Genomic DNA, 19,031 nt, shown 5'->3' on the forward strand with positions numbered 1-19,031 from the left:
TCTATATTTCTGTCGATTATTGCCCGGGAAATGAAAAATCCCCGGAAATAATCCCAGGGATTTTAATAGGCTGCTATTCAGACACTAAATTAAAAGTTTCTCTTAGTTTGAACTTTTGAAGTTTACCGCTGGCGTTTCTCGGAAGCTCATCTACAAACTCATAACGTCTGGGTCGCTTATACCGGGCCAGCCGGTTACTGGACGTACAGAACTCATCCAGGGTTTGTTCATTTAGACTGTCATCTTGTTTAACAATAAAAGCTACCACTCGTTCTCCCCATATTTCATCCGGCTCTCCAATAACGGCTGCATCGAGTACGAGAGGGTGCTCAAACAGAGTATCCTCTACCTCTCTGGAATATATATTTTCCCCGCCTGATATAATCATATCCTTAACCCTATCACTGACCCATAAATATCCCTCATCATCTAACGAGCCAATATCTCCTGTATGATACCACCCTTTATACAGCGCTTCCTCTGTTGCTTCCGGTCGGTTGTAATACTCCTCCATCATACTAGGTCCCCGTACAATAATTTCCCCTCGTTCACCAGGTTTGCAAATAGCCGCCGGTTCAGATGGCCCATGCTCATTGGTTCGTACCACCCTAATTTCATGATTTAAGAGCGCTCGGCCCGCTGATCCAGCTTTTGAAACCTGCTCGTCTTCCATTAACGCAGTGATCGCCGGCCCCATCTCCGTCATACCGTAAGCCTGCAGAAGCTGTACTCCAATCGCTTCGTGCAGACGTAACGTTAAGGCGGGTGCCATTGGCGCACCACCATACAGTCCTTTTCTGAGGGTCTGGAAATCCTCTTGAGAGAAATCCTCCTGGAGCATCATATTCCACATAGTCGGTGCAGCAAACAGGGTTGTAATCTGCTCCTGTTTAATAGTTTCAATAACGGAAGGAGCATCAAAGTGGTGAAGCAGCACATTGGTACTTCCAATCATGACTCTTGGGAAGAAAGCGCAATGCAGTTCAGCACAGTGAAAGATGGGAGCTGTGGTTAATCCCCGATCCTCTGGGTTCAACTGCAGGCAAGCAGTCATAATTAAAGATTGATCAACCATATCTCGGTGTGAGTGAACGACCCCTTTTGGAAGGCCGGTCGTACCAGAGGTGTACATGATCGCATAAGGATCTGTTTCATCTAAATCGCAGGAAGGTCTGACAATGGGTGCATCTCTCAGTTGATCATAGTAATGGACAGCATAAGCAAGGTCGTGTTCATCAATTGACCATAACTCTACATCGCTAAGTACAGAGACCAACGGCTCCATTCGATCAGCAACAGCCTTTTCAAAAAGAACCACTTTCGGATCAGCATCTTTTAAAATAAATTCGATTTCTTTAGATGTAAGTCTGAAGTTGATCGGGTTGAAGACGGCACCGAGCTTTGTACAGGCGAAAAGGGCAGTAGCAAATTCGGCAGTGTTGAACAGGATGGTTGAAACTTTATCCCCTTTTCCGACACCAGAGGTCTTAAGTGCATTAGCCAGTCGGTTTACTTCAACATCCCACTCCTGAAACGTCCATCTTGTACCTAAACGCAAATCCACTAATCCCTCTTTGTTCGGATATTTCGCTGCCGTCTGTTCAAACATGCTACGTAATGTTGCTCCCACTTTGATCGACTCCTTTTATATGATTTTAATAATACACGTTTCCTGGCCAGCCTCTTGCGCAACCTACTTTGTTGGCATCCTCACCGCTCCGTCGAGACGGATCACCTCCCCGTTCAGCATCACATTATCAAATATCGAAAGCACTAACTGGCTGTATTCTTCAGGCATACCGAGTCTTTTAGGAAAAGGTGTCATCTTCCCTAACGAATTTCGTGCCGACTCTGGAAGCTGACTGAACATAGGAGTATCAAACAATCCTGGAGCAATCGTCATTACCCGTATTCCGTGTTGAGCGAGTTCCCTCGAAATGGGCAGTGTCATCCCTATAACCCCGCTTTTTGAGGCGCTGTAGGCGGACTGTCCGATCTGCCCGTCATAAGCTGCAATAGATGCGGTGTTCACAATGACACCGCGCTCGCCTTTTTCATTCGGCGGGTTATGCTGCATCTAGTCTGCGGCCAGTCGAATCATATTAAATGTGCCTATTAGATTTACTTCAATTACCTTCGAAAAGGAATCCAACTGATGAACTCCCCGCTTCCCAATCACCTTTTCTCCAACAGCAATTCCAGCACAATTGACTAGTGTGTTCACTTTATCAAAAGTGCGACAAGCCTGATCGATGAGCTCTTCAGCCTGCTCGGAAGAAGTTACATCTGCTTTTTTAAAAAGTGCAGCTTCTCCTAACGATTGAGCAAGCTGACTTCCTCTTTCAGTATCCTGGTCTGCAATAACGGCCCGTCCTCCGTTCTCTACTATACTTCGGACCACTGCTTCCCCTAAACCGGAGGCTCCGCCCGTGACAATCGCTACGATCTCTTTACCGTTCACTTCTGCTTTTCCAGTCGTTCAATAATGGTACCATTCGCCATTCCCAGTCCTTCACATATCGCAAGCAATCCATATCGCCCCCCGATACGCTCTAATTCATGAAGTAAACTAGTCATTAGTTTAGCTCCTGTAGCGCCTAAAGGATGACCAAGAGCAATAGCTCCTCCATTTACATTTAACCGGGCATGTTCCACTTTTGTTTCCTTCATCCAGAATAAAGGAACGGACGCAAACGCTTCATTGACTTCAAACAGATCGATGTCATCGAGGCTAAGTCCGGATTTTTGCAACACTTTGTGCGTAGCAGGAACTGGTCCCGTCAACATTAGGGTCGGGTCGGAGCCTACTACGGAGCGGGCAACAATTCTAAATCTAGGCTGTACACCTAACTCTTCCGCTTTCTCACGTGACATTAATAAAAGGGCAGCTGCTCCATCACTGATCTGACTTGAATTTCCAGCTGTAATGTTTCCATCCTCTTTAAAAGCAGGCTTCAGCTGAGAAAGAGAAGTTGTGGACGTGCCTGGCCTCGGTCCCTGATCCACCTTCACCTTTACGGATTCTCCCTGCTCATTCGCTCCCTCCACGGTCATCGTTTCTCTTTCGAAACGCCCTTCTTTAATCGCATGTAGGGCTCTTTCATGGCTGGAAGCAGCATAAGCATCCAGTTCCTCCTTTGATATTTCCCATTTTTCTGCAATGCGTTCAGCGGATAGACCCTGATTGATCATGTCATACTTCTCGGTAAGCTGTTCACTATACTTGCTCCCCTTCATATTGGAAAACATAGGTACACGTGACATGCTTTCTACTCCTCCGGCAATAACTACATCCATATCCCCACAGGCAATGGCCTGGGATGCAAAATGGATAGCCTGCTGACTTGACCCGCATTGACGATCTACGGTTACACCGGGAACCTCCAATGGAAAACCTGCCATCAACGCTGCAATCCTGGCTATGTCCCCCGCCTGCTCACCTACCTGTGATACACAGCCTGCAATTACGTCTTCTACTTCATTCGGATCCACTTTACTTCGTTCGATTAGTTCCTGAAGCACTAACGCAAAGAGTTCATCGGGTCTTTGCCCGCTTAATAAACCATTTCTCTTTCCAACCGGGGTACGAACCGCTTCAACGATAACTACTTCTTTCATGTTCCCTGCCTCCTAAACGAGCCCCATTTTTTTAGCAATAATCGACTTCATGACTTCATTCGTGCCTGCATAAATTGCGGTGACAGGTGCATCACGGAACCTTCTAGCTATTTCATACTCTTCCATATATCCATAGCCTCCGTGCAGATGCATACATTCAACTGCTACTTTTTTCACAAGGTCGGTCGTCCACCACTTAGCCATGGAAACCTGTTTCACCACATCTTCTCCCTTTATATGAGCTTCTATTGTTCGATCGAGAAAGGTTCGGCCGATTTCGATTTCCGTCTGCAGTTCTGCCAGCTTGAACTGAGTATTTTGAAAGGAAGCGATTGACTGACCGAATGCCTTACGTTCTTTTACATATTGGAGCGTAAGTTCAAGCATTCGCTCACATGAAGCAATGGCTCCAATTCCTACGATCAGTCGTTCCTGCTGAAGCTGATTCATCAAATAATAGAATCCCTCTCCTTCTTTCCCTAACAGATTGTTATCCGGTACTTTAGCGTCTTCGAAAATAAGTTCGGACGTATCCTGGCTGTGCAACCCCACTTTTTCAAGTTGTTTCCCCCTTGTAAAGCCCGGTGTATCTTTCTCTACCACAATCAGACTGATTCCTTTATGTGCTGGAGAAGCTTTCGGATCCGTCTTGCACACCACCAGGATTAAATCGGCATAGATACCATTGGTAATAAACGTCTTTTCCCCATTTAATATATAGTGGTCCCCTGCCTTTTGAGCTGAGGTCTTTACCGCTGCCAGGTCGGAACCTGCACCCGGTTCTGTCATAGCAATGGCTGTTACATATTCCCCTGTGGTACATTTTGGGATCCATCTTTTCTTTTGTTCTTCAGTTCCATAGGAGGATAAATAAGGAACTACGATGTCGTTGTGTAGACCAATGCCAATTAAGCCTGTCCCCACTTTTTCAAGCTCTTCATTGATAATAACGGAGTAACCAAAGTCAGCATTGTATCCACCATACTCTTCCTCAAGCCATGGACATAGATATCCTTGTTCCCCAAGTTTTTTCCAAAAAGACCTTGGAATGCCCTTTTGCTTTTCCCATTCCTTAAAGTATGGATAAGCTTCTTTATCCAGAAATTGGCGCAATGACCTTCGCAAAATATCGTGCTCTTCTTTTATGTAACCTGCTTTCATCATAGCCTCCTAATTTATTTCTTCCTGAAGAGAAATCTTTTTCTAATAGATTCATTCTCGCTGTTTACGTTCAATTCCTCCATGATTGAGAAAACGGTTACAAAAAGACGTTTAATTGAATAATGTGACATGTTTTTACACCATGGTTATGATAAACAGACATGAATAAAAGTGCTCTGATATCAGCCCGTTCAGGGAAGCAATATGCCTCCGCAGCGCACAAAAAAGCTTGCAGGAAAACCAACCGGTTTTCCTGCAAGCTGAAGTTACTATCTCTATGAGTTCAATATTTTTTCGATTGCCTGAGCTACTCCATCTTCAGCATTCGTTCCTGTGATGAACGCCGCTTCTTGTTTCACTTCATCCTGCGCGTTACCCATTGCGACGCCGAAACCTGATTCACGGATCATCGCTATGTCATTCATGCTGTCCCCGACTGCCATAACGTTTTCCATTCTAAGATCAAGCCATTCGCTAACTTTCAGTAAGGCCGCAGCTTTCGTAACACCTGTTGGGTTCACTTCAATATTCGTTGGACTGGAGTTGGTTATCTCAAGGTCCTGGTTGCCATTCAATTCCTGAAGAATAGCTTCTCTAATCTCATCATCTTCGATATCGAAGCCGAACTTGAGCCAGCTATACTCTTCAATTTCTTTATCAAAAGGCTCGTGTGTGTTGAAAATCCCTTGTTCCGTGGATGACCAGAAATATAATCCATGTTTTTCTTTCAGCTCCCACAAACGACTGACGTGGTGAGGCTCGAGTAAAGTCTGGTCCACTAGTTCAAAGTCCTGATTATAAATCTCACCGCCGTTGATCGTTACAATATACGAAGAACGGCCTAGCTGCTCCGCTATATCGCGGCATCGAGACAGTGATCTTCCTGTACTTAATAGGACATGAATTCCCTGATCTTTTGCTTTTTGGACGGCCTCAATATTAGCATCTGATACCGTTCCCTGCGGGTTCACAAGGGTCCCATCTACGTCTAGTGCAATTAATTTAATATCTGTCATTGTATTCACGTCCTCTCTTCTACTTTCTCTATTCTAATACAAGGACAGACTTTCATACAACGAAACAACCCAGACGTATCGGTCGGGTTGTTTCAATTGGTTACCACCCTATTTTTTCAAGGGATACGAAGGTAGGGATCAGGGAATCGTTATAAACTTCACGAATGTGCTGCGCTACGTCTTCTTCCTGATATAGATCGACAATGGTTTGATACACTTCTTTATCCGTTTCATCTGCACGGGCTGCAATGATATTTATATATGGCTGTGCCGTATCATCTTCAATAAAGATGGCATCGTCTACAGGAACAAACCCGGCTTCAACGGCTACTCCATTGTTAATGATTGATGCCGCAACGTCTGGAAGTACGCGAGGGGTCTGGGCCGCTACGATTGGTTCAAATTTTAAATTCTTAGGATTTTCCTGAATCTTGTCCAGGTTCCCATCTCCATCAAAATCCTCAGGCAATCCAATCAGTCCTGCTTTCTCAAGGAGTAATAAAGCCCGTCCCATATTGGTAGCCTCTTTTGGTATAGCAATGGTGCTTCCTTCAGGAATATTTTTTACATCCTCATATTCTTCAGAGTAGATTCCCATTGGAGCGATTAACGTTGTACCAATTGGGGCCAGGTCCAGATCATGTTCTTTTATAAAGGAGTCAAAATAAGAGACCGTTTGAAACGCGTTTAAATCAATGTCTCCATCCGCAAGTGCCATATTAGGACGTACATAATCTGAAAACTCTACTAATTCGATCTCAATATTCTCCTTGGCTGCTTTTTCTTTTATTTTCTCCCAGATCGGTACGCCAGAACCATTCAGGCCGACTTTAACGACCTTTTTCTCCTCTGATCCTTCACTGGATTCTGCTCCGCTGCTTTCACTAGAACACCCTGCTAATACGGTTCCAATGACAGCTACTAAACTTAATAAAATGAATAATTTCTTCACGTTGAGACCTCCTATTGTCTACGAATTTTTTTAGATACTACGTTTCCTATTGTTTGAGTGATCTGCACAATGACGACGAGAAGAAGCACGGTCGCAATCATGATATCCGTCTCAAATCGCTGATAGCCATACGAAATTGCTAAGTCACCAAGACCACCGCCGCCTACAAAACCGGCCATGGCGGAAGCCCCTACAAGACCAATCGTTGCGATGGTCAGATTCAGCACAATTGAACTTAACGCTTCCGGTATATATACGCGCGCGATAATCTGCCAAGGTGTCGCTCCCATAGCTTCCGCTGCTTCAATAACACCTGACTTCACCTCGAGCAGACTGCTTTCTACAAGCCGTGCGATGTAGGGCGCGGAGAATATGACGAGCGGGACTACCGCTGCCGCTGTCCCAATGGATGAGCCCACAATAAATCTTGTTATTGGCAGAATGGCTACCAGTAAGATAATAAATGGGATCGACCTGAAGAAGTTAACTACTGAACTGAGCGCATTGAATATAGGTTTGTTTTCAAGCAGTCCTCCATCTTTAGTAACCACTAGCGCAATCCCGAGGGGAAGACCAATTAATGTGGCTGCAAGCAGAGAAATACCGACCATTAAGAGAGTCTGATTGGTAGCCTCCAGAATTCTTGGCCAAAAATCCATTAGATTAACCTGCATGTGCTTTCACCTCCTGAACTGTCACGGAACGCTGGATTGAGTCGATCGCTCTGACAATTTCTTTATCTTCTCCCTGCAGTTCCACCACTAAATGTCCAAACGGAATGCCCTGAAGCTCTGTAATCTGCCCGAAAAGTACATTCACTTCCACTTCAAATGATTTCGATACGCCGGAAAGTACAGGCTGACCCGCACTTTCATTTACAAAAGTAACCCGGTAAATATGTCGGCTTGCTCCCCGATTTTCTATCCCTTCCAGGATGGATGCTGGAATTTCATTTTCCATAACCGTTCTTACAAAGTTCTTTGTAGTGGGATGTTCCGGCTGGGAAAACAGGTCAAATATGGATCCTTGCTCAATAACCCGACCATGTTCCATGACTGCGATCCGGTCGCAAACTTCACGGACCACATTCATTTCATGGGTGATCATAAGAATCGTGATGTTATATTCATCCCGCACTCTGCGAAGAAGTTTAAGAATGGACTTGGTAGTCTCAGGATCAAGAGCAGATGTCGCTTCATCACATAGCAATATGTCCGGTGAGGTGGCTAAAGCCCGTGCAATTCCAACCCTCTGCTTCTGTCCACCGGATAACTGGTCTGGATACTGTCTTGCTTTGTCTGACAAACCTACAAATTCAAGGATTTCTTCTACACGTGCATCAATATCTTTTTTAGGTACTCCTGAAATCGCTAATGGAAAAGCGACATTGTGCCGTACCGTTTTAGACTCCAGCAGATTAAAGTGCTGAAAGATCATGCCGATTCGCTTCCGGACTTTTCGTAATTCGGGTTTAGACAGCTGAGTCAAATCTTCCCCATCCACGAGAAGCCTGCCTTCCGAAGGGTATTCCAGTAAATTAACTAAACGAACAAGCGTACTTTTTCCAGCACCGCTATAACCAATAACTCCGAAGATTTCTCCTTTATTCACGGATAAATCCACTTGATCGACAGCTCGTAATTCATTTCCATTGTGTTCATAGATTTTTGATACTCCTTCAAATTCAATCATGAACGTCCCCCCTTTTGTTTTTCGATTCTTCCAATGATCAGCTTTCTTATGTATTTCTAGTTGTTAACTTTCTTTTTACATAAAAGAGCCCCTCTTCTTAAAAGATTAAGAAGAGGGGCTCTTTTCGTACGTAATTTATGAGAACCGTCTCTTCTCATCTTTCACGTGCATAAAGCACCTGCTGGAGTTGGCACAGTTTCTGATGACGCATCAGTCCCGCTGCCGAGGTTTCGTAGGGCCAGTCCCTCCACCTCTCTAGATAAGAAGATTTTTATTTGTTTTTAAATTGCATGGTGATTATCTTATTATAGCTCCTCAGCTTTGTCAATTTTATCTGTAAACTTTTCGTTATTTCTCTTCCCTGACCAAAAACCTGCTCACGTTCCTATTACAGTAAAACCCATTTTTTACGATTATCTTCATACCTGAACGGGTATGCTTAAATAGAGAGCTTATAAAGGAGGTTCAAACATGTTTCATTACACAGTAGAAACAGAAAAAGGAATTGAAGAAGCAGTAGAAAGTTTAGAAGCCAGCCTTAAAGAAGCCCAGTTCGGAGTTTTATGGAATTTTGATATTAAAGATAAGCTCAATGAAAAAGGATTAGAATTCGAGAAAGAATTTAAAGTATTGGAAGTATGTAACCCTAAGGAAGCTCAGCGTATTCTTAATGAAAATACACTAGCTGGTTATTTCCTTCCATGTAAAATGGTTGTTTATTCTGACGGGGGCTCTACAAAAATTGGTATGCCTAAACCAACTGCCCTCATTCAATTGGTAGAAGATGAACAAATCCAGAGACTCGCGGAAGATATTGAACAGCGATTAATCCATTGCATGGATCAAAGCGTATAACAGATAAGAGGAGGGATAATCATCGAATTATCCTTCCTTTTTTATTGAGATCTGTTAAATCTGGTTGTTAATTTTCATCATAGACTTCTTAAAGTATAGGGCCGGATTGTGGAAGACTCGATTTCGAGATATTGGGTATGAGGAAGGTCCTCCGGGGGACGATTTCGCTTTCCGGCCCTGCACGACGCAGGGTCGTTCGACGTTGCCACATGACGTGGCGTTCTTAGTCGAACCTCTTATGTGGTAAGCTTCCTCAGGCTTCGCCTTCCGGGATCTTACCGATCATGTTTATCCCACAGGAGTCTTCATCATCCCCCTCCGGACCTAGCCAAATCAGATGCTCGAAACCACTTCAAATATCACCTGCGTGATGAGGAATTAGACCATATGGTTCTGTACTTATTTCAGGATGTATCGATCCGCAATAGCCTGTCATAATAGCATTTAAATTAAGGAGGAGAACTTTTCTCTTCTGGAAGAGCCCGTTCACAAAATTAGAGTTGGGTTGGTGGGGAAATGATGAGACTCCCGTGGGAGAAGGATCTAGGGGAGACCCCCGCAAGGAGTGAAACGACTGAGGAGGCTCACCAGTTCCCCCACAGGAAAGCGAATTATTTCCCCACCAACCCCTGTCCCCATTTTAGTAAAGGGCCTAACTATCTTGAATTCGAGTCTTCAAGTAATGGGAGCTTATCTTTAAAGCAACATCCTAGTTTTGGATCGGTGGAAGATTTGAAACCTTCTTTCCTTTAACTGAACAATGAAAATCCCCCTGATTCGTAATCGCACCATAAAATATATTCTCAATAGAAGTTATACCGCAAGCTCTCAATTGGTTCTCCAACCAATCTTCATTTTTATCCAGACGCTTCAAAATATCTTTTTGCAATTTACCGTCCAAAATTAGTGGAATGTCATAACCCCCACCCCTATATGGAAGGTGAAAATCCTCCCTCGTAATTCTTTCTTTTTCTGACTTTAATTTCACAGACATTGATCCGTTCGCTTCAATCAGGGCTAATTCGACAACGTTAATGTGGTACACATCCTTTTCCCGAAGCATTTGAAGGATATTATCGATAGAATAGTTAATGCTCTTAATGTTCTTTTCGACGATTTCTCCATTGAAAACCACCACGGTTGGTTCAAATGTTAAGAGCTTTCCCAGTTTGCGGTTTCTTAGTTTACTCCATACAATAAACTTCTGTAGTAAAGCAATCGCAATCATAGCTACTACAGTATGGATATGATTAATATTCGGATCGGCAATATCAGCCCCAACGACTGAACCGAGTACAAGAACCACCAGAAAATCAAAGACGGGCAATTCACCTATTGATCTTTTCCCCATAAACAACCCTATGGCCAGTAAGAACGGTAGGATTGTTACAATTCTGCCTAAAACCTTAAGTAAATCCCACAATAAATCCAATTGAATCACCACCTATACGTAGGTTTGCTTACCACATAATGTTTTATCCATATTCTTTAATCCACCTGTTGACATTATACCTTACGGGGTATATTATTAGTCATGTACTGTTCAAAACACAGCAAACAAAATCTTCATTAAGGGAGGGGTATCAACATGGAGTACAACGAAGCCATGAAGAACAGAGTTAAGCGTCTGGAAGGACAATTGAGAGGCGTTTTAAGAATGATGGAAGAAAATAAAGATTGCAAAGACGTAATCACTCAGCTGTCTGCTTCCAGAAGTGCACTTGATCGTACCATCGGTTTAGTCGTCAGCTCCAACCTTGTGGAGTGCATTCAGGAATCAAGTGATAACCAAAACACAGAAGATTCCATCAACGAAGCTGTGCAGCTTCTAGTTAAAAGCCGATAATTTTTTAATAATTTAAATACCCATACATGTATATGTATAATTAAATTCTAGGAGGATAAAGATGTCTGAAACAAAATCAACTAATATCATCTTGTTCAGCGGAGATTATGATAAAGCGATGGCCGCTTATATTATTGCTAACGGGGCAGCGGCTTACGATCATAACGTGACCATTTTCCACACATTCTGGGGGTTAAACGCTCTGCGAAAAGATGAACAAGTATCTGTTAAGAAAAACTTCATGGAAAAAATGTTTGGAAAAATGATGCCTAGAGGTGCCGATAAAATGGGCATATCTAAAATGAACTATGCGGGCTTCGGTCCGAAAATGATTAAAGATGTCATGAAAAAACACAATGCTATGCCACTGCCTGACCTGATTGAAATGGCGCAGGAACAGGATATTAACCTTGTCGCTTGTACCATGACCATGGATCTCTTAGGGCTTCAAAAAGAAGAACTGCTCGATGAAATTGAATATGCTGGTGTTGCTGCTTATATTGGTGATGCTGAAGACGGCAACGTAAATCTGTTTATTTAATAGGAGGTTAATGTAAATGAAAACAATAAGCGCACAAAAACTGGAAGAAAAATTGAACAAAAATGAATCATTGAACCTCATTGACGTTCGTGAGGATGAGGAAGTAGCTGCCGGAAAAATACCTGGAGCTGCACATATCCCTCTCGGATCATTAGAAGCCCGTATAGACGAATTGGATCAATCCAAGGGCTATGTAATGATTTGCCGTTCCGGAGGCCGCAGCGGTCGTGCTGCACAGTTCCTTGAACAAAATGGCTTTGATGTAACAAACATGGACGGCGGCATGCTGGATTGGAACGGACCTACTGAATAATTGAATAAATTATACCCTTTGGGGTTATAGGAGGATAAATGGATGGATATTAAAGCAGATCATTTATTAGATGCTAAAGGACTTGCGTGCCCGATGCCTATTGTAAAAACGAAAAAAATGATTAAAGACTTAAATTCTGGCGATGTAGTCGAAGTTCAGGCAACCGACAAAGGGTCTAAAGCGGATCTTCAGGCCTGGACCAAGAGTGCCGGTCATCAATATTTAGGAACCATTGAAGAAGAAGGCACCTTAAAACACTACATTCGTAAAGCCAGTGATGAATCAGAAGAGAAATTGCACCCGGACACGGTAAATAATGAGGAGCTTTCTCAAAACCTGCAAAATGATAACGTACTTCTTCTCGATGTTCGTGAGTCAGCGGAGTTTGCATTCGAGCATATTCCGGAGGCTGTATCTATTCCACTTGGTGAATTAGATGAGCGAATCAATGAAATTGACCAGACGAAAGATGTTTATGTGGTATGCCGCACAGGAAGTCGAAGCGATATGGCTTGTCAAAAGCTTACTGAAAAAGGTTTTGACCGGGTTTACAATGTTGTACCAGGAATGAGCGAGTGGTCCGGTGAAACGAAATCACTTCGTTCATAAAATTTTTTAAACAAAAATATACCTTAGGGGGTAATTAGAAATGGCAATAAAAGAAATTTCAGTTAAGGATTTAGCTGTAAAAGCACTTCAAAAAGAAGAACTATTTTTACTTGATGTCCGTACAGAAGATGCATTCCAGGACTGGAAGATCGAAAGCGAGAATTTCACTTATTTGAATATCCCTTACTTTGATCTGCTGGATGGCGTAGAAGAAATTGAAGATCAGCTTCCTAAAGATAAGGATATTGTAGTGGCCTGTGCCAAAGGCGGATCTTCTCAGATGGTCACAGAAATGCTGGATGACGCTGGATTTACAAACGTGTATTCCTTGGAAGGCGGTATGAAAGCGTGGAGTGAACACTTAATGCCTGTTAAGGTCAGTGATCTTACGGACGGTGGCGAGCTTTACCAATTTGTACGTATCGGTAAAGGCTGCTTATCTTACATGGTTGTATCCAACGGAGAAGCAGCTATTATTGACTCCACCCGTAAAACCGATGTATATGTGAATTTTGCGGAACAAATGGGTGTGAAAATTAAACACGTATTTGATACCCATTTACACGCTGACCATATATCTGGAGGCAGAACAATTGCTCAGCAAACCGGGGCTGCTTACTGGCTTCCTCCAAAGGATGCAGAAGAAGTAACCTTTGATTATCAGCCATTACAAGATGGAGAAAAGGTGACCATTGGAAACACAACTATCGACATTCACGCTCTGTATTCACCAGGACACACCATCGGTTCCACATCATTTGTCGTGGATGATCAGTACTTGATGACTGGAGATATTCTGTTCATCGATAGTATCGGCCGCCCTGACCTGGCAGGAAAAGCAGATGATTGGGTCATGGATCTTAGAGAAACGTTGTATAAACGCTATAAAGATCTTTCAGATGAACTAATCGTGCTTCCTGCGCACTTCATGATTATGGATGAATTAAACGAAGATGGAACAGTAGCCGAGAAGCTGGGTGTACTCTTTGAGAAAAACCATGGCCTGAATATCGAAGACAAAGATGAGTTTAGAAAAATGGTAACAGAAAATCTTCCGCCACAGCCAAATGCTTATCAGGAAATCCGTGAAACCAACATGGGTAAAATTGATCCGGAAGAAGAAGAGCAGCGCGAAATGGAAATTGGTCCAAATCGCTGTGCCGTCCGCTAATTAATTCTAAGATAAACAAAGATTTTGAAACTATACTATTTATTGGAGGTCATTCCCTATGAACGTAACAAAAATATTAGATGCCAAAGGTTTAGCATGCCCAATGCCAATTGTGAAAACAAAGAAAGCCATGAAAGAAGTTGAGAGCGGCGAAACGCTTGAAATCCACGCAACCGATCAAGGTGCGAAAAGTGACTTAACAGCCTGGGCTAAATCCAGCGGCCACGAACTTCTTGAACATGACGAAGAAGACGGTGTATTTAAGTTCTGGATACAAAAAGGGTAAGGAATTTTTCAAAAAAGGGAACCGTATGTGGTTCCCTTTTTTAAGGAGGTCGACCAAAAATGGAATTTGGATTAATTATTACTATCTTTCTTATCGGATTCGCAGGCTCTTATGTATCAGGAATGCTCGGCATAGGCGGGTCGATTATTAAATACCCGATGCTGCTTTATATCCCTCCGCTCGTAGGATTTACAGCTTTCACTTCCCATGAAGTATCCGGAATCAGTGCGGTTCAGGTTTTCTTTGCTACGATTGGAGGCGTATGGGCCTACCGAAAAGGTGGATACTTGAACAAGTCCCTCATTCTCTATATGGGAGTGAGTATCCTAATTGGAAGCTTTATAGGCGGATATGGCTCCAGATTCATGCCGGAAAGCGGAATAAATCTTGTTTACGGTGTGCTCGCGTTAATAGCTACGATAATGATGTTTATCCCTAAAAAAGGCTTGGACGACCAAGCCCTTGAAGAAGTAGACTTTAACCGGACGCTCGCTTCATCTCTAGCTTTAATCGTTGGGGTAGGCGCAGGTATCGTAGGAGCTGCCGGCGCTTTCCTGCTCGTCCCTATTATGCTTGTGGTATTAAAAATACCAACCAGGATGACGATTGCTTCTTCCCTCGCGATCACTTTAATCTCATCCATTGGGGCAACAATAGGTAAAGTTACGACCGGCCAAGTTGAGTACTTTCCAGCGGCCGTTATGGTCGTAGCCAGTTTACTAGCAGCTCCCCTCGGAGCCATGGCAGGCAAAAAAATCAATACAAGAGTATTACAAACCATTCTTGCAGTGCTAATTTTAGGCACTACGATAAAAGTTTGGATGGATTTCTTTTAAGACACCTAAACAGCTGACCCTTTAAAGTCAGCTGTTTTTTTCTTAAATCTAAGTTCTGTTAAACGCTGTTGTTGATTTTTTCAGAAAAGGTTTATGAAGCTATAGGACTGGATTGTGTAAGACTAAGTTCGAGATATTGTGTGAAGAGAGGGGCTCCAGGGAACAACTCGCTTTCCGCGGCCCCTGCACGACGCAGGGTCGTTCGACGTTGCCACAGGACGTGGCGGCTTAGTCGAACATCCCTTGCGCTGAGTCTTCTCAGACTGGCGCATTCCGGGGCCTCACCTGTCACGTTCATCCCGCAGGAGTCTTCGCCGTTCCCTTCCGCCCCTTTGCGATCATTGAGAGCTCGAAATCCTTTATGAAATGCCTTCATATGAGGAAGAATAACCTATGTGATCAACAGTACCGAGTCTGTGCAGGGGATAAACGGCGCTTTAGAAACATTTAAGACGATTTAAGGCTCCCACTTTTTTTAATGGCAAGGTCCATTCGCAAAATTTTAGTAGGGTTGGGGGAAATGATGAGACTCCCGCGGAAGAAGGATCCAGGCGATACCCCATAGGGAGTGAAACGAGCGAAGAGGCTTGCCAGTTCCCCCGCTGGAAAGTGTTCAAATGTGGAATCACCCCGATAGACACGACCAGCATAAGCCGACCATCAAAAAGATTGTGGTTTTTCAATCCGTTGATGAGCGGCTGATGTCTCGAGTGGCTGGGTGATGGAACAAGACAAGTTGTTTCCGTAGCCAGCCCTTCTCTATATGAGCAACGGGCCTAACTATCTCGAAACTGAGTCTTCAAGCATAGGTGGCTTATGTGTAAGAAGCAACTTTGAGATTAAACTGGCTTATATATAAACATAAAAAAACTGCCGATCCGGTATTAGATCGGCAGTTTTCTATTATTCTTCTTTTTTATTGTCTTCATTTAAAGTTTGGTCTGTGTTGACCATTTCGGTCTCATCAAGATAGCGCAGCAAGTCACCGTAAATTACAGAGTCAGAAACGCTAAGTTCCTCTTGCGCAGCTTTAAAGCCTTCTTCACAAGCTTTACCTTCGACCTCTTCTCCAGTTTCTCTGTCATAACAAACTCCCTGAATACCCACATATTCTTCATTCGCAAAATCACCATCGCGGGTAATCATCATTTCACGACGATCTTTATTCAGCAAGTCCTGACCGAATTGCACAGGGTTCTCATCCTCAATACCAAGCAAGTTGGTAATCGTCGGACGAAGGTCAATTTGACCCCCAACGGTATGGTTAGTTTCAGAAGGAATGTCTTTACCATATACCAGCATAGGAACACGCTGTAACTGGAACTGTTCATAAGCGTTGATATCTTTACCAAGGTATTCTCCCATTGCCTTCTGATGATTTTCTGAGATTCCGAAGTGATCACCATAGATTAAGAGAATCGTGTCATCATAGAGTTCCGATTTCTTGAAATCCTCTACGAACTGTTTTAAAACTTCATCCTGATAGCGGATGGTCTGGAAATAACGGTTTAGCGTACCGCTGGATGTTTCGCCTTCCTCAATCATGATTTCTTCTTCAGGTAAGGAGAAAGGATAGTGGTTCGTCAGAGTAATCATTTTAGAATAAAATGGTTGATCCATTTCTTTCATTTTCTGAAGTGAATCTTCAAAGAAATACTCGTCCAGATAACCCCAACCATGAGATTTTTCCGGTGTTATTTCATAATCTTCTTTAGAGAAAAACTCATCGTAACCAAGGGAGTCGTACATGACGTTCCGATTCCAGAAAGTCTTATCGTTTGCATGCATGACATTCGTAAAGTAGCCATTCTCACTTAGCAGCTCAGGCATAGCTTCATATTCATTTCCTGAGTGGGTGAAAAAGACAGCGCCACGGTTCAATGGATACATGGAGTTCGCTAATAGGAATTCAGAATCTGACGTCCGTCCCTGCTTCACCTGATGATAGAAGTTATCGAAGTATAAGCCTTCTTCTTTCAGGTCATTAAAGTATGGAGTAAGCTCTTCTCCATGAAGCTTGTTATCAACGACGAAAGTTTGCGTACTTTCAAGCGAAATGGCAATAACGTTTTTACCTTCAGCTACCCCTTCCAGGCGGTTGCTCTCTTCTTTCTTCTGTTCATTCAGATAGTTGATCACTGGCACAAGTTCGTTACTGTCAGCCAGCGTTTTCTTCATTTCCGTCTTACCTTGCAGAACGGCATCATAGACATGGTAGTTTAACAGACCAATATATTTCACCAGCATGGTACGGTCAAATGTACGCTCTAAAAGATCAGTTCGCTCTTCTTCAGCCCACTGCAAGTTGATCACAAACAATGGAATCGCAATAATCGCAAGCAAAAATCCTTCGCGCCTTTTCGGTGTGAATTGACTTAATCGTGCAGGCTTCAGATAAAACAGGAAGAATGCAGCGACTAAAACATCAACGAACAAAAAGACATCTGATGCTTCAAGGATCGTTTGAATACTGCCTCCCATTCCTGCCAGGTTCGCTACCTGATTTAACATAGGAATGGTGATAAAGTCGTTATATTCCCTATAAAAAAGAATGTTTACATACAACAGTAAAGATCCAAGAATATAGGAAACTAACATCCCCCGGCGTCCTGCCAGCAGTACTCCAATACCAAAGATTAGAAAAATACTGCTTAGAGGGTTGAATGCAAGAATATTAGCTTCATTAGGGTTTTCTACATTTAAAGAGAAGATATTGCTTTGAATATATGACATTTTCAGCCAGAATAAACCTATGACGAGGGCATAGACAGTTAATTTCAACAATGTGTTTTTGTTTAAATATTTTTTTAGTGTAAACATTGTAAAACCTCCGTTAAATTTACATTAACCTATTTTACCTTATTTGAACCGATTTTTGTACCATAAATTGATAGTTTAAATTAGCTGAAATAATTGTAACCTTATCTATAAAGCTTTGTAATAGAAAAATGCATCTGTAGACCTATGCTTGTTTTTACCAATTTTTAAATAGATCCAAGTTTCCGTTCCCAACATCCCGTTTACTTAAGCTTAATAAATCTACTCAGAATTTATGTACAAACCTTCCTGTTTGACTTCCATAGATATACAAATTATGTTTGAACTGAAGCGAATTAATTTAGGAGGTTATGTACATGAGTAAAGTTGAACAATTCATCAATTCCTTGGCTCCTCACCGCGGAGCATTAAACGATTTAATTGAAATGATCGATGAAAAAAACTACACATTTAAACCTACTCCTACATCTATGGAGACAGACAAGCTGGTTAACCATACACTGAAAACTACTTATACCTTTGCCCGGCTTGCGGCTAAGCAGTCTCCTGAAGACCTTTTCCCGGAAGGTGACGATACTCCCCTAGCGGAGCGCGCCAGAGTTTACACGGACGAAACTTATTCATCGATTAAGCAGTTAGAAGAGGAAGATCTGGATGAACTTATCGATGTTAAGAAAATGTTCGGATCAGAAATTCCTGCAGGTAAATTGTTGGAGATGGCTAAAGATCACGAGATCCATCATAAGGGCCAGCTCTTCGTATATGTAAGAGAGATGGGAAATACGGATTTACCGAGTTTCGTTAAAAAATAAACCAGTAAGAAAGGACAGGAAATCACTCTTCCTGTCCTTTCTTTAATTTATGGCTCTATCACAGTGTCGATCTTACAGAAAAGCTCCCATTAGTTGAAGACTCAGTTTCGAGATATTGGGTTATGAGGAAGGTCCTCCGGGGGACGATTTCGCTTTCCGCGGGCATGAGGTGAGCTTCCTCGGGCTTAACAGCCCTGCGGGATCTCATCGATCATGTTCATCCCGCAGGAGTCTACATCGTCCCCCTTCGGACCTTGCGATATATGGAGCTCAATATCATGTTTAAAACGCCCCGATTTATGTTGGAGATAAACTTATAACAATAAGCAATTACGTGTGGGAAAGTCCCGCTATAGAAGCATTTGAGACGGATCCAGCACCCTTCTATCTCCTATAGAAGGGTCCGTTCACTATCCCTCCATCATAGGGTGGCGAAGGAAACGACGAGACTCCCGCGGGAGAAGGAGCTAGGCGAGACCCCACAGGGAGTGAAACGAGCGAGGAGGCTTGCCAGTTCCCCCGCAGGAAAGCGAGTTGTTTCCGCA

At 43.0% G+C, this 19,031-nt stretch carries 18 protein-coding genes, 1 pseudogene and 1 riboswitch; of the genes and pseudogenes, 9 read left to right on the forward strand and 10 right to left on the reverse strand.

Annotated elements, in window-relative coordinates:
• Window positions 1-73: 73 nt before the first annotated feature.
• From BMZ06_RS17195 to BMZ06_RS17230, 8 genes and pseudogenes are all read right to left on the reverse strand, one after another.
• Window positions 74-1,630 carry a fatty acid--CoA ligase gene (locus tag BMZ06_RS17195; RefSeq protein WP_089753924.1) on the reverse strand — a complete coding sequence of 519 codons (1,557 nt, stop codon included), beginning with the start codon at window positions 1,628-1,630 and terminating at the stop codon, window positions 74-76.
• Window positions 1,631-1,693: 63 nt separating this feature from the next.
• Window positions 1,694-2,461, reverse strand: a pseudogene (locus BMZ06_RS17200) (3-hydroxyacyl-CoA dehydrogenase).
• Window positions 2,458-3,618: a thiolase family protein gene (locus BMZ06_RS17205; RefSeq protein ID WP_089753927.1), complete on the reverse strand. Its 1,161-nt coding sequence runs from the start codon at window positions 3,616-3,618 to the stop codon at window positions 2,458-2,460. Before BMZ06_RS17205 ends, BMZ06_RS17200 begins: the two are co-directional and overlap by 4 nt.
• Before the next feature lie 12 nt (window positions 3,619-3,630).
• A complete protein-coding gene (locus BMZ06_RS17210) occupies window positions 3,631-4,779 on the reverse strand; it encodes an acyl-CoA dehydrogenase family protein (protein WP_089753928.1) in 1,149 nt (382 codons plus the stop codon).
• 275 nt (window positions 4,780-5,054) lie between these two features.
• Complete coding sequence (locus BMZ06_RS17215) at window positions 5,055-5,795, reverse strand: Cof-type HAD-IIB family hydrolase (protein WP_089753930.1); 741 nt, start codon at window positions 5,793-5,795, stop codon at window positions 5,055-5,057.
• A gap of 100 nt (window positions 5,796-5,895) precedes the next feature.
• Window positions 5,896-6,747: a MetQ/NlpA family ABC transporter substrate-binding protein gene (locus BMZ06_RS17220; protein ID WP_089753932.1), complete on the reverse strand. Its 852-nt coding sequence runs from the start codon at window positions 6,745-6,747 to the stop codon at window positions 5,896-5,898.
• Window positions 6,748-6,758: 11 nt separating this feature from the next.
• A complete protein-coding gene (locus BMZ06_RS17225; RefSeq protein WP_089753934.1) occupies window positions 6,759-7,421 on the reverse strand; it encodes a methionine ABC transporter permease in 663 nt (220 codons plus the stop codon).
• The gene (locus tag BMZ06_RS17230; protein WP_089753936.1) at window positions 7,411-8,439 is read right to left on the reverse strand and encodes a methionine ABC transporter ATP-binding protein; all 1,029 of its coding nucleotides are present in this window, start codon (window positions 8,437-8,439) and stop codon (window positions 7,411-7,413) included. Before BMZ06_RS17230 ends, BMZ06_RS17225 begins: the two co-directional genes overlap by 11 nt.
• A 151-nt stretch (window positions 8,440-8,590) precedes the next feature.
• Window positions 8,591-8,705, reverse strand: a riboswitch (SAM riboswitch).
• 205 nt (window positions 8,706-8,910) lie between these two features.
• On the opposite strand from BMZ06_RS17230, the gene BMZ06_RS17235 reads away from it, so the two are divergent.
• Window positions 8,911-9,294 (forward strand): DUF302 domain-containing protein, encoded by a 384-nt coding sequence (locus BMZ06_RS17235; RefSeq protein ID WP_089753938.1) that lies wholly within the window; start codon window positions 8,911-8,913, stop codon window positions 9,292-9,294.
• A 709-nt stretch (window positions 9,295-10,003) separates the two neighbouring features.
• Here BMZ06_RS17235 and BMZ06_RS17240 read toward each other — a convergent pair.
• On the reverse strand, window positions 10,004-10,735 hold the full coding sequence (locus BMZ06_RS17240; protein WP_425431789.1) for a DUF421 domain-containing protein: 732 nt from the start codon (window positions 10,733-10,735) through the stop codon (window positions 10,004-10,006).
• 147 nt (window positions 10,736-10,882) lie between these two features.
• Here BMZ06_RS17240 and BMZ06_RS17245 point away from each other — a divergent pair, with 147 nt between their 5' ends.
• From BMZ06_RS17245 to BMZ06_RS17275, 7 genes are all read left to right on the forward strand, one after another.
• Window positions 10,883-11,140 carry a metal-sensitive transcriptional regulator gene (locus BMZ06_RS17245; protein WP_089753940.1) on the forward strand — a complete coding sequence of 86 codons (258 nt, stop codon included), beginning with the start codon at window positions 10,883-10,885 and terminating at the stop codon, window positions 11,138-11,140.
• A 61-nt stretch (window positions 11,141-11,201) separates the two neighbouring features.
• Window positions 11,202-11,681: a DsrE/DsrF/DrsH-like family protein gene (locus BMZ06_RS17250; RefSeq protein WP_014645167.1), complete on the forward strand. Its 480-nt coding sequence runs from the start codon at window positions 11,202-11,204 to the stop codon at window positions 11,679-11,681.
• Window positions 11,682-11,697: 16 nt separating this feature from the next.
• A complete protein-coding gene (locus BMZ06_RS17255) occupies window positions 11,698-11,994 on the forward strand; it encodes a rhodanese-like domain-containing protein (protein WP_089753942.1) in 297 nt (98 codons plus the stop codon).
• Between the two features lie 42 nt (window positions 11,995-12,036).
• Entirely contained in the window at window positions 12,037-12,603 is a 567-nt protein-coding gene (locus BMZ06_RS17260; protein WP_089753945.1) for a sulfurtransferase TusA family protein, read from the forward strand.
• Window positions 12,604-12,643: 40 nt separating this feature from the next.
• Window positions 12,644-13,774, forward strand: coding sequence for an MBL fold metallo-hydrolase (locus BMZ06_RS17265; RefSeq protein WP_089753946.1), 1,131 nt, complete (start codon window positions 12,644-12,646; stop codon window positions 13,772-13,774).
• Between the two features lie 58 nt (window positions 13,775-13,832).
• Window positions 13,833-14,060: a sulfurtransferase TusA family protein gene (locus BMZ06_RS17270; RefSeq protein WP_089753948.1), complete on the forward strand. Its 228-nt coding sequence runs from the start codon at window positions 13,833-13,835 to the stop codon at window positions 14,058-14,060.
• 59 nt (window positions 14,061-14,119) lie between these two features.
• Window positions 14,120-14,896 carry a sulfite exporter TauE/SafE family protein gene (locus tag BMZ06_RS17275; RefSeq protein ID WP_089753950.1) on the forward strand — a complete coding sequence of 259 codons (777 nt, stop codon included), beginning with the start codon at window positions 14,120-14,122 and terminating at the stop codon, window positions 14,894-14,896.
• Between the two features lie 903 nt (window positions 14,897-15,799).
• On the opposite strand, the gene BMZ06_RS17285 is transcribed toward BMZ06_RS17275, so the two are convergent.
• Complete coding sequence (locus BMZ06_RS17285; protein WP_089753954.1) at window positions 15,800-17,716, reverse strand: LTA synthase family protein; 1,917 nt, start codon at window positions 17,714-17,716, stop codon at window positions 15,800-15,802.
• A 314-nt stretch (window positions 17,717-18,030) separates the two neighbouring features.
• Here BMZ06_RS17285 and BMZ06_RS17290 point away from each other — a divergent pair, with 314 nt between their 5' ends.
• Window positions 18,031-18,486 carry a DinB family protein gene (locus tag BMZ06_RS17290; protein WP_089753956.1) on the forward strand — a complete coding sequence of 152 codons (456 nt, stop codon included), beginning with the start codon at window positions 18,031-18,033 and terminating at the stop codon, window positions 18,484-18,486.
• Window positions 18,487-19,031: the final 545 nt, after the last annotated feature.

Source organism: Halobacillus alkaliphilus, assembly GCF_900113125.1.
Lineage (GTDB): Bacteria > Bacillota > Bacilli > Bacillales > Halobacillaceae > Halobacillus > Halobacillus alkaliphilus.

What these genes read in the sequence shown, in the direction of transcription:
- BMZ06_RS17245 (WP_089753940.1), top strand. Translation starts at nt 10,883, where the DNA reads ATGGAGTACAACGAAGCCATGAAGAACAGAGTTAAGCGTCTGGAAGGA.
- BMZ06_RS17270 (WP_089753948.1), top strand. Translation starts at nt 13,833, where the DNA reads ATGAACGTAACAAAAATATTAGATGCCAAAGGTTTAGCATGCCCAATG.
- BMZ06_RS17265 (WP_089753946.1), top strand. Translation starts at nt 12,644, where the DNA reads ATGGCAATAAAAGAAATTTCAGTTAAGGATTTAGCTGTAAAAGCACTT.
- BMZ06_RS17210 (WP_089753928.1), bottom strand. Translation starts at nt 4,779, where the DNA reads ATGAAAGCAGGTTACATAAAAGAAGAGCACGATATTTTGCGAAGGTCA.
- BMZ06_RS17290 (WP_089753956.1), top strand. Translation starts at nt 18,031, where the DNA reads ATGAGTAAAGTTGAACAATTCATCAATTCCTTGGCTCCTCACCGCGGA.
- BMZ06_RS17260 (WP_089753945.1), top strand. Translation starts at nt 12,037, where the DNA reads ATGGATATTAAAGCAGATCATTTATTAGATGCTAAAGGACTTGCGTGC.
- BMZ06_RS17285 (WP_089753954.1), bottom strand. Translation starts at nt 17,716, where the DNA reads ATGTTTACACTAAAAAAATATTTAAACAAAAACACATTGTTGAAATTA.
- BMZ06_RS17250 (WP_014645167.1), top strand. Translation starts at nt 11,202, where the DNA reads ATGTCTGAAACAAAATCAACTAATATCATCTTGTTCAGCGGAGATTAT.
- BMZ06_RS17205 (WP_089753927.1), bottom strand. Translation starts at nt 3,618, where the DNA reads ATGAAAGAAGTAGTTATCGTTGAAGCGGTTCGTACCCCGGTTGGAAAG.
- BMZ06_RS17215 (WP_089753930.1), bottom strand. Translation starts at nt 5,795, where the DNA reads ATGACAGATATTAAATTAATTGCACTAGACGTAGATGGGACCCTTGTG.
- BMZ06_RS17255 (WP_089753942.1), top strand. Translation starts at nt 11,698, where the DNA reads ATGAAAACAATAAGCGCACAAAAACTGGAAGAAAAATTGAACAAAAAT.
- BMZ06_RS17235 (WP_089753938.1), top strand. Translation starts at nt 8,911, where the DNA reads ATGTTTCATTACACAGTAGAAACAGAAAAAGGAATTGAAGAAGCAGTA.
- BMZ06_RS17225 (WP_089753934.1), bottom strand. Translation starts at nt 7,421, where the DNA reads ATGCAGGTTAATCTAATGGATTTTTGGCCAAGAATTCTGGAGGCTACC.
- BMZ06_RS17275 (WP_089753950.1), top strand. Translation starts at nt 14,120, where the DNA reads ATGGAATTTGGATTAATTATTACTATCTTTCTTATCGGATTCGCAGGC.
- BMZ06_RS17230 (WP_089753936.1), bottom strand. Translation starts at nt 8,439, where the DNA reads ATGATTGAATTTGAAGGAGTATCAAAAATCTATGAACACAATGGAAAT.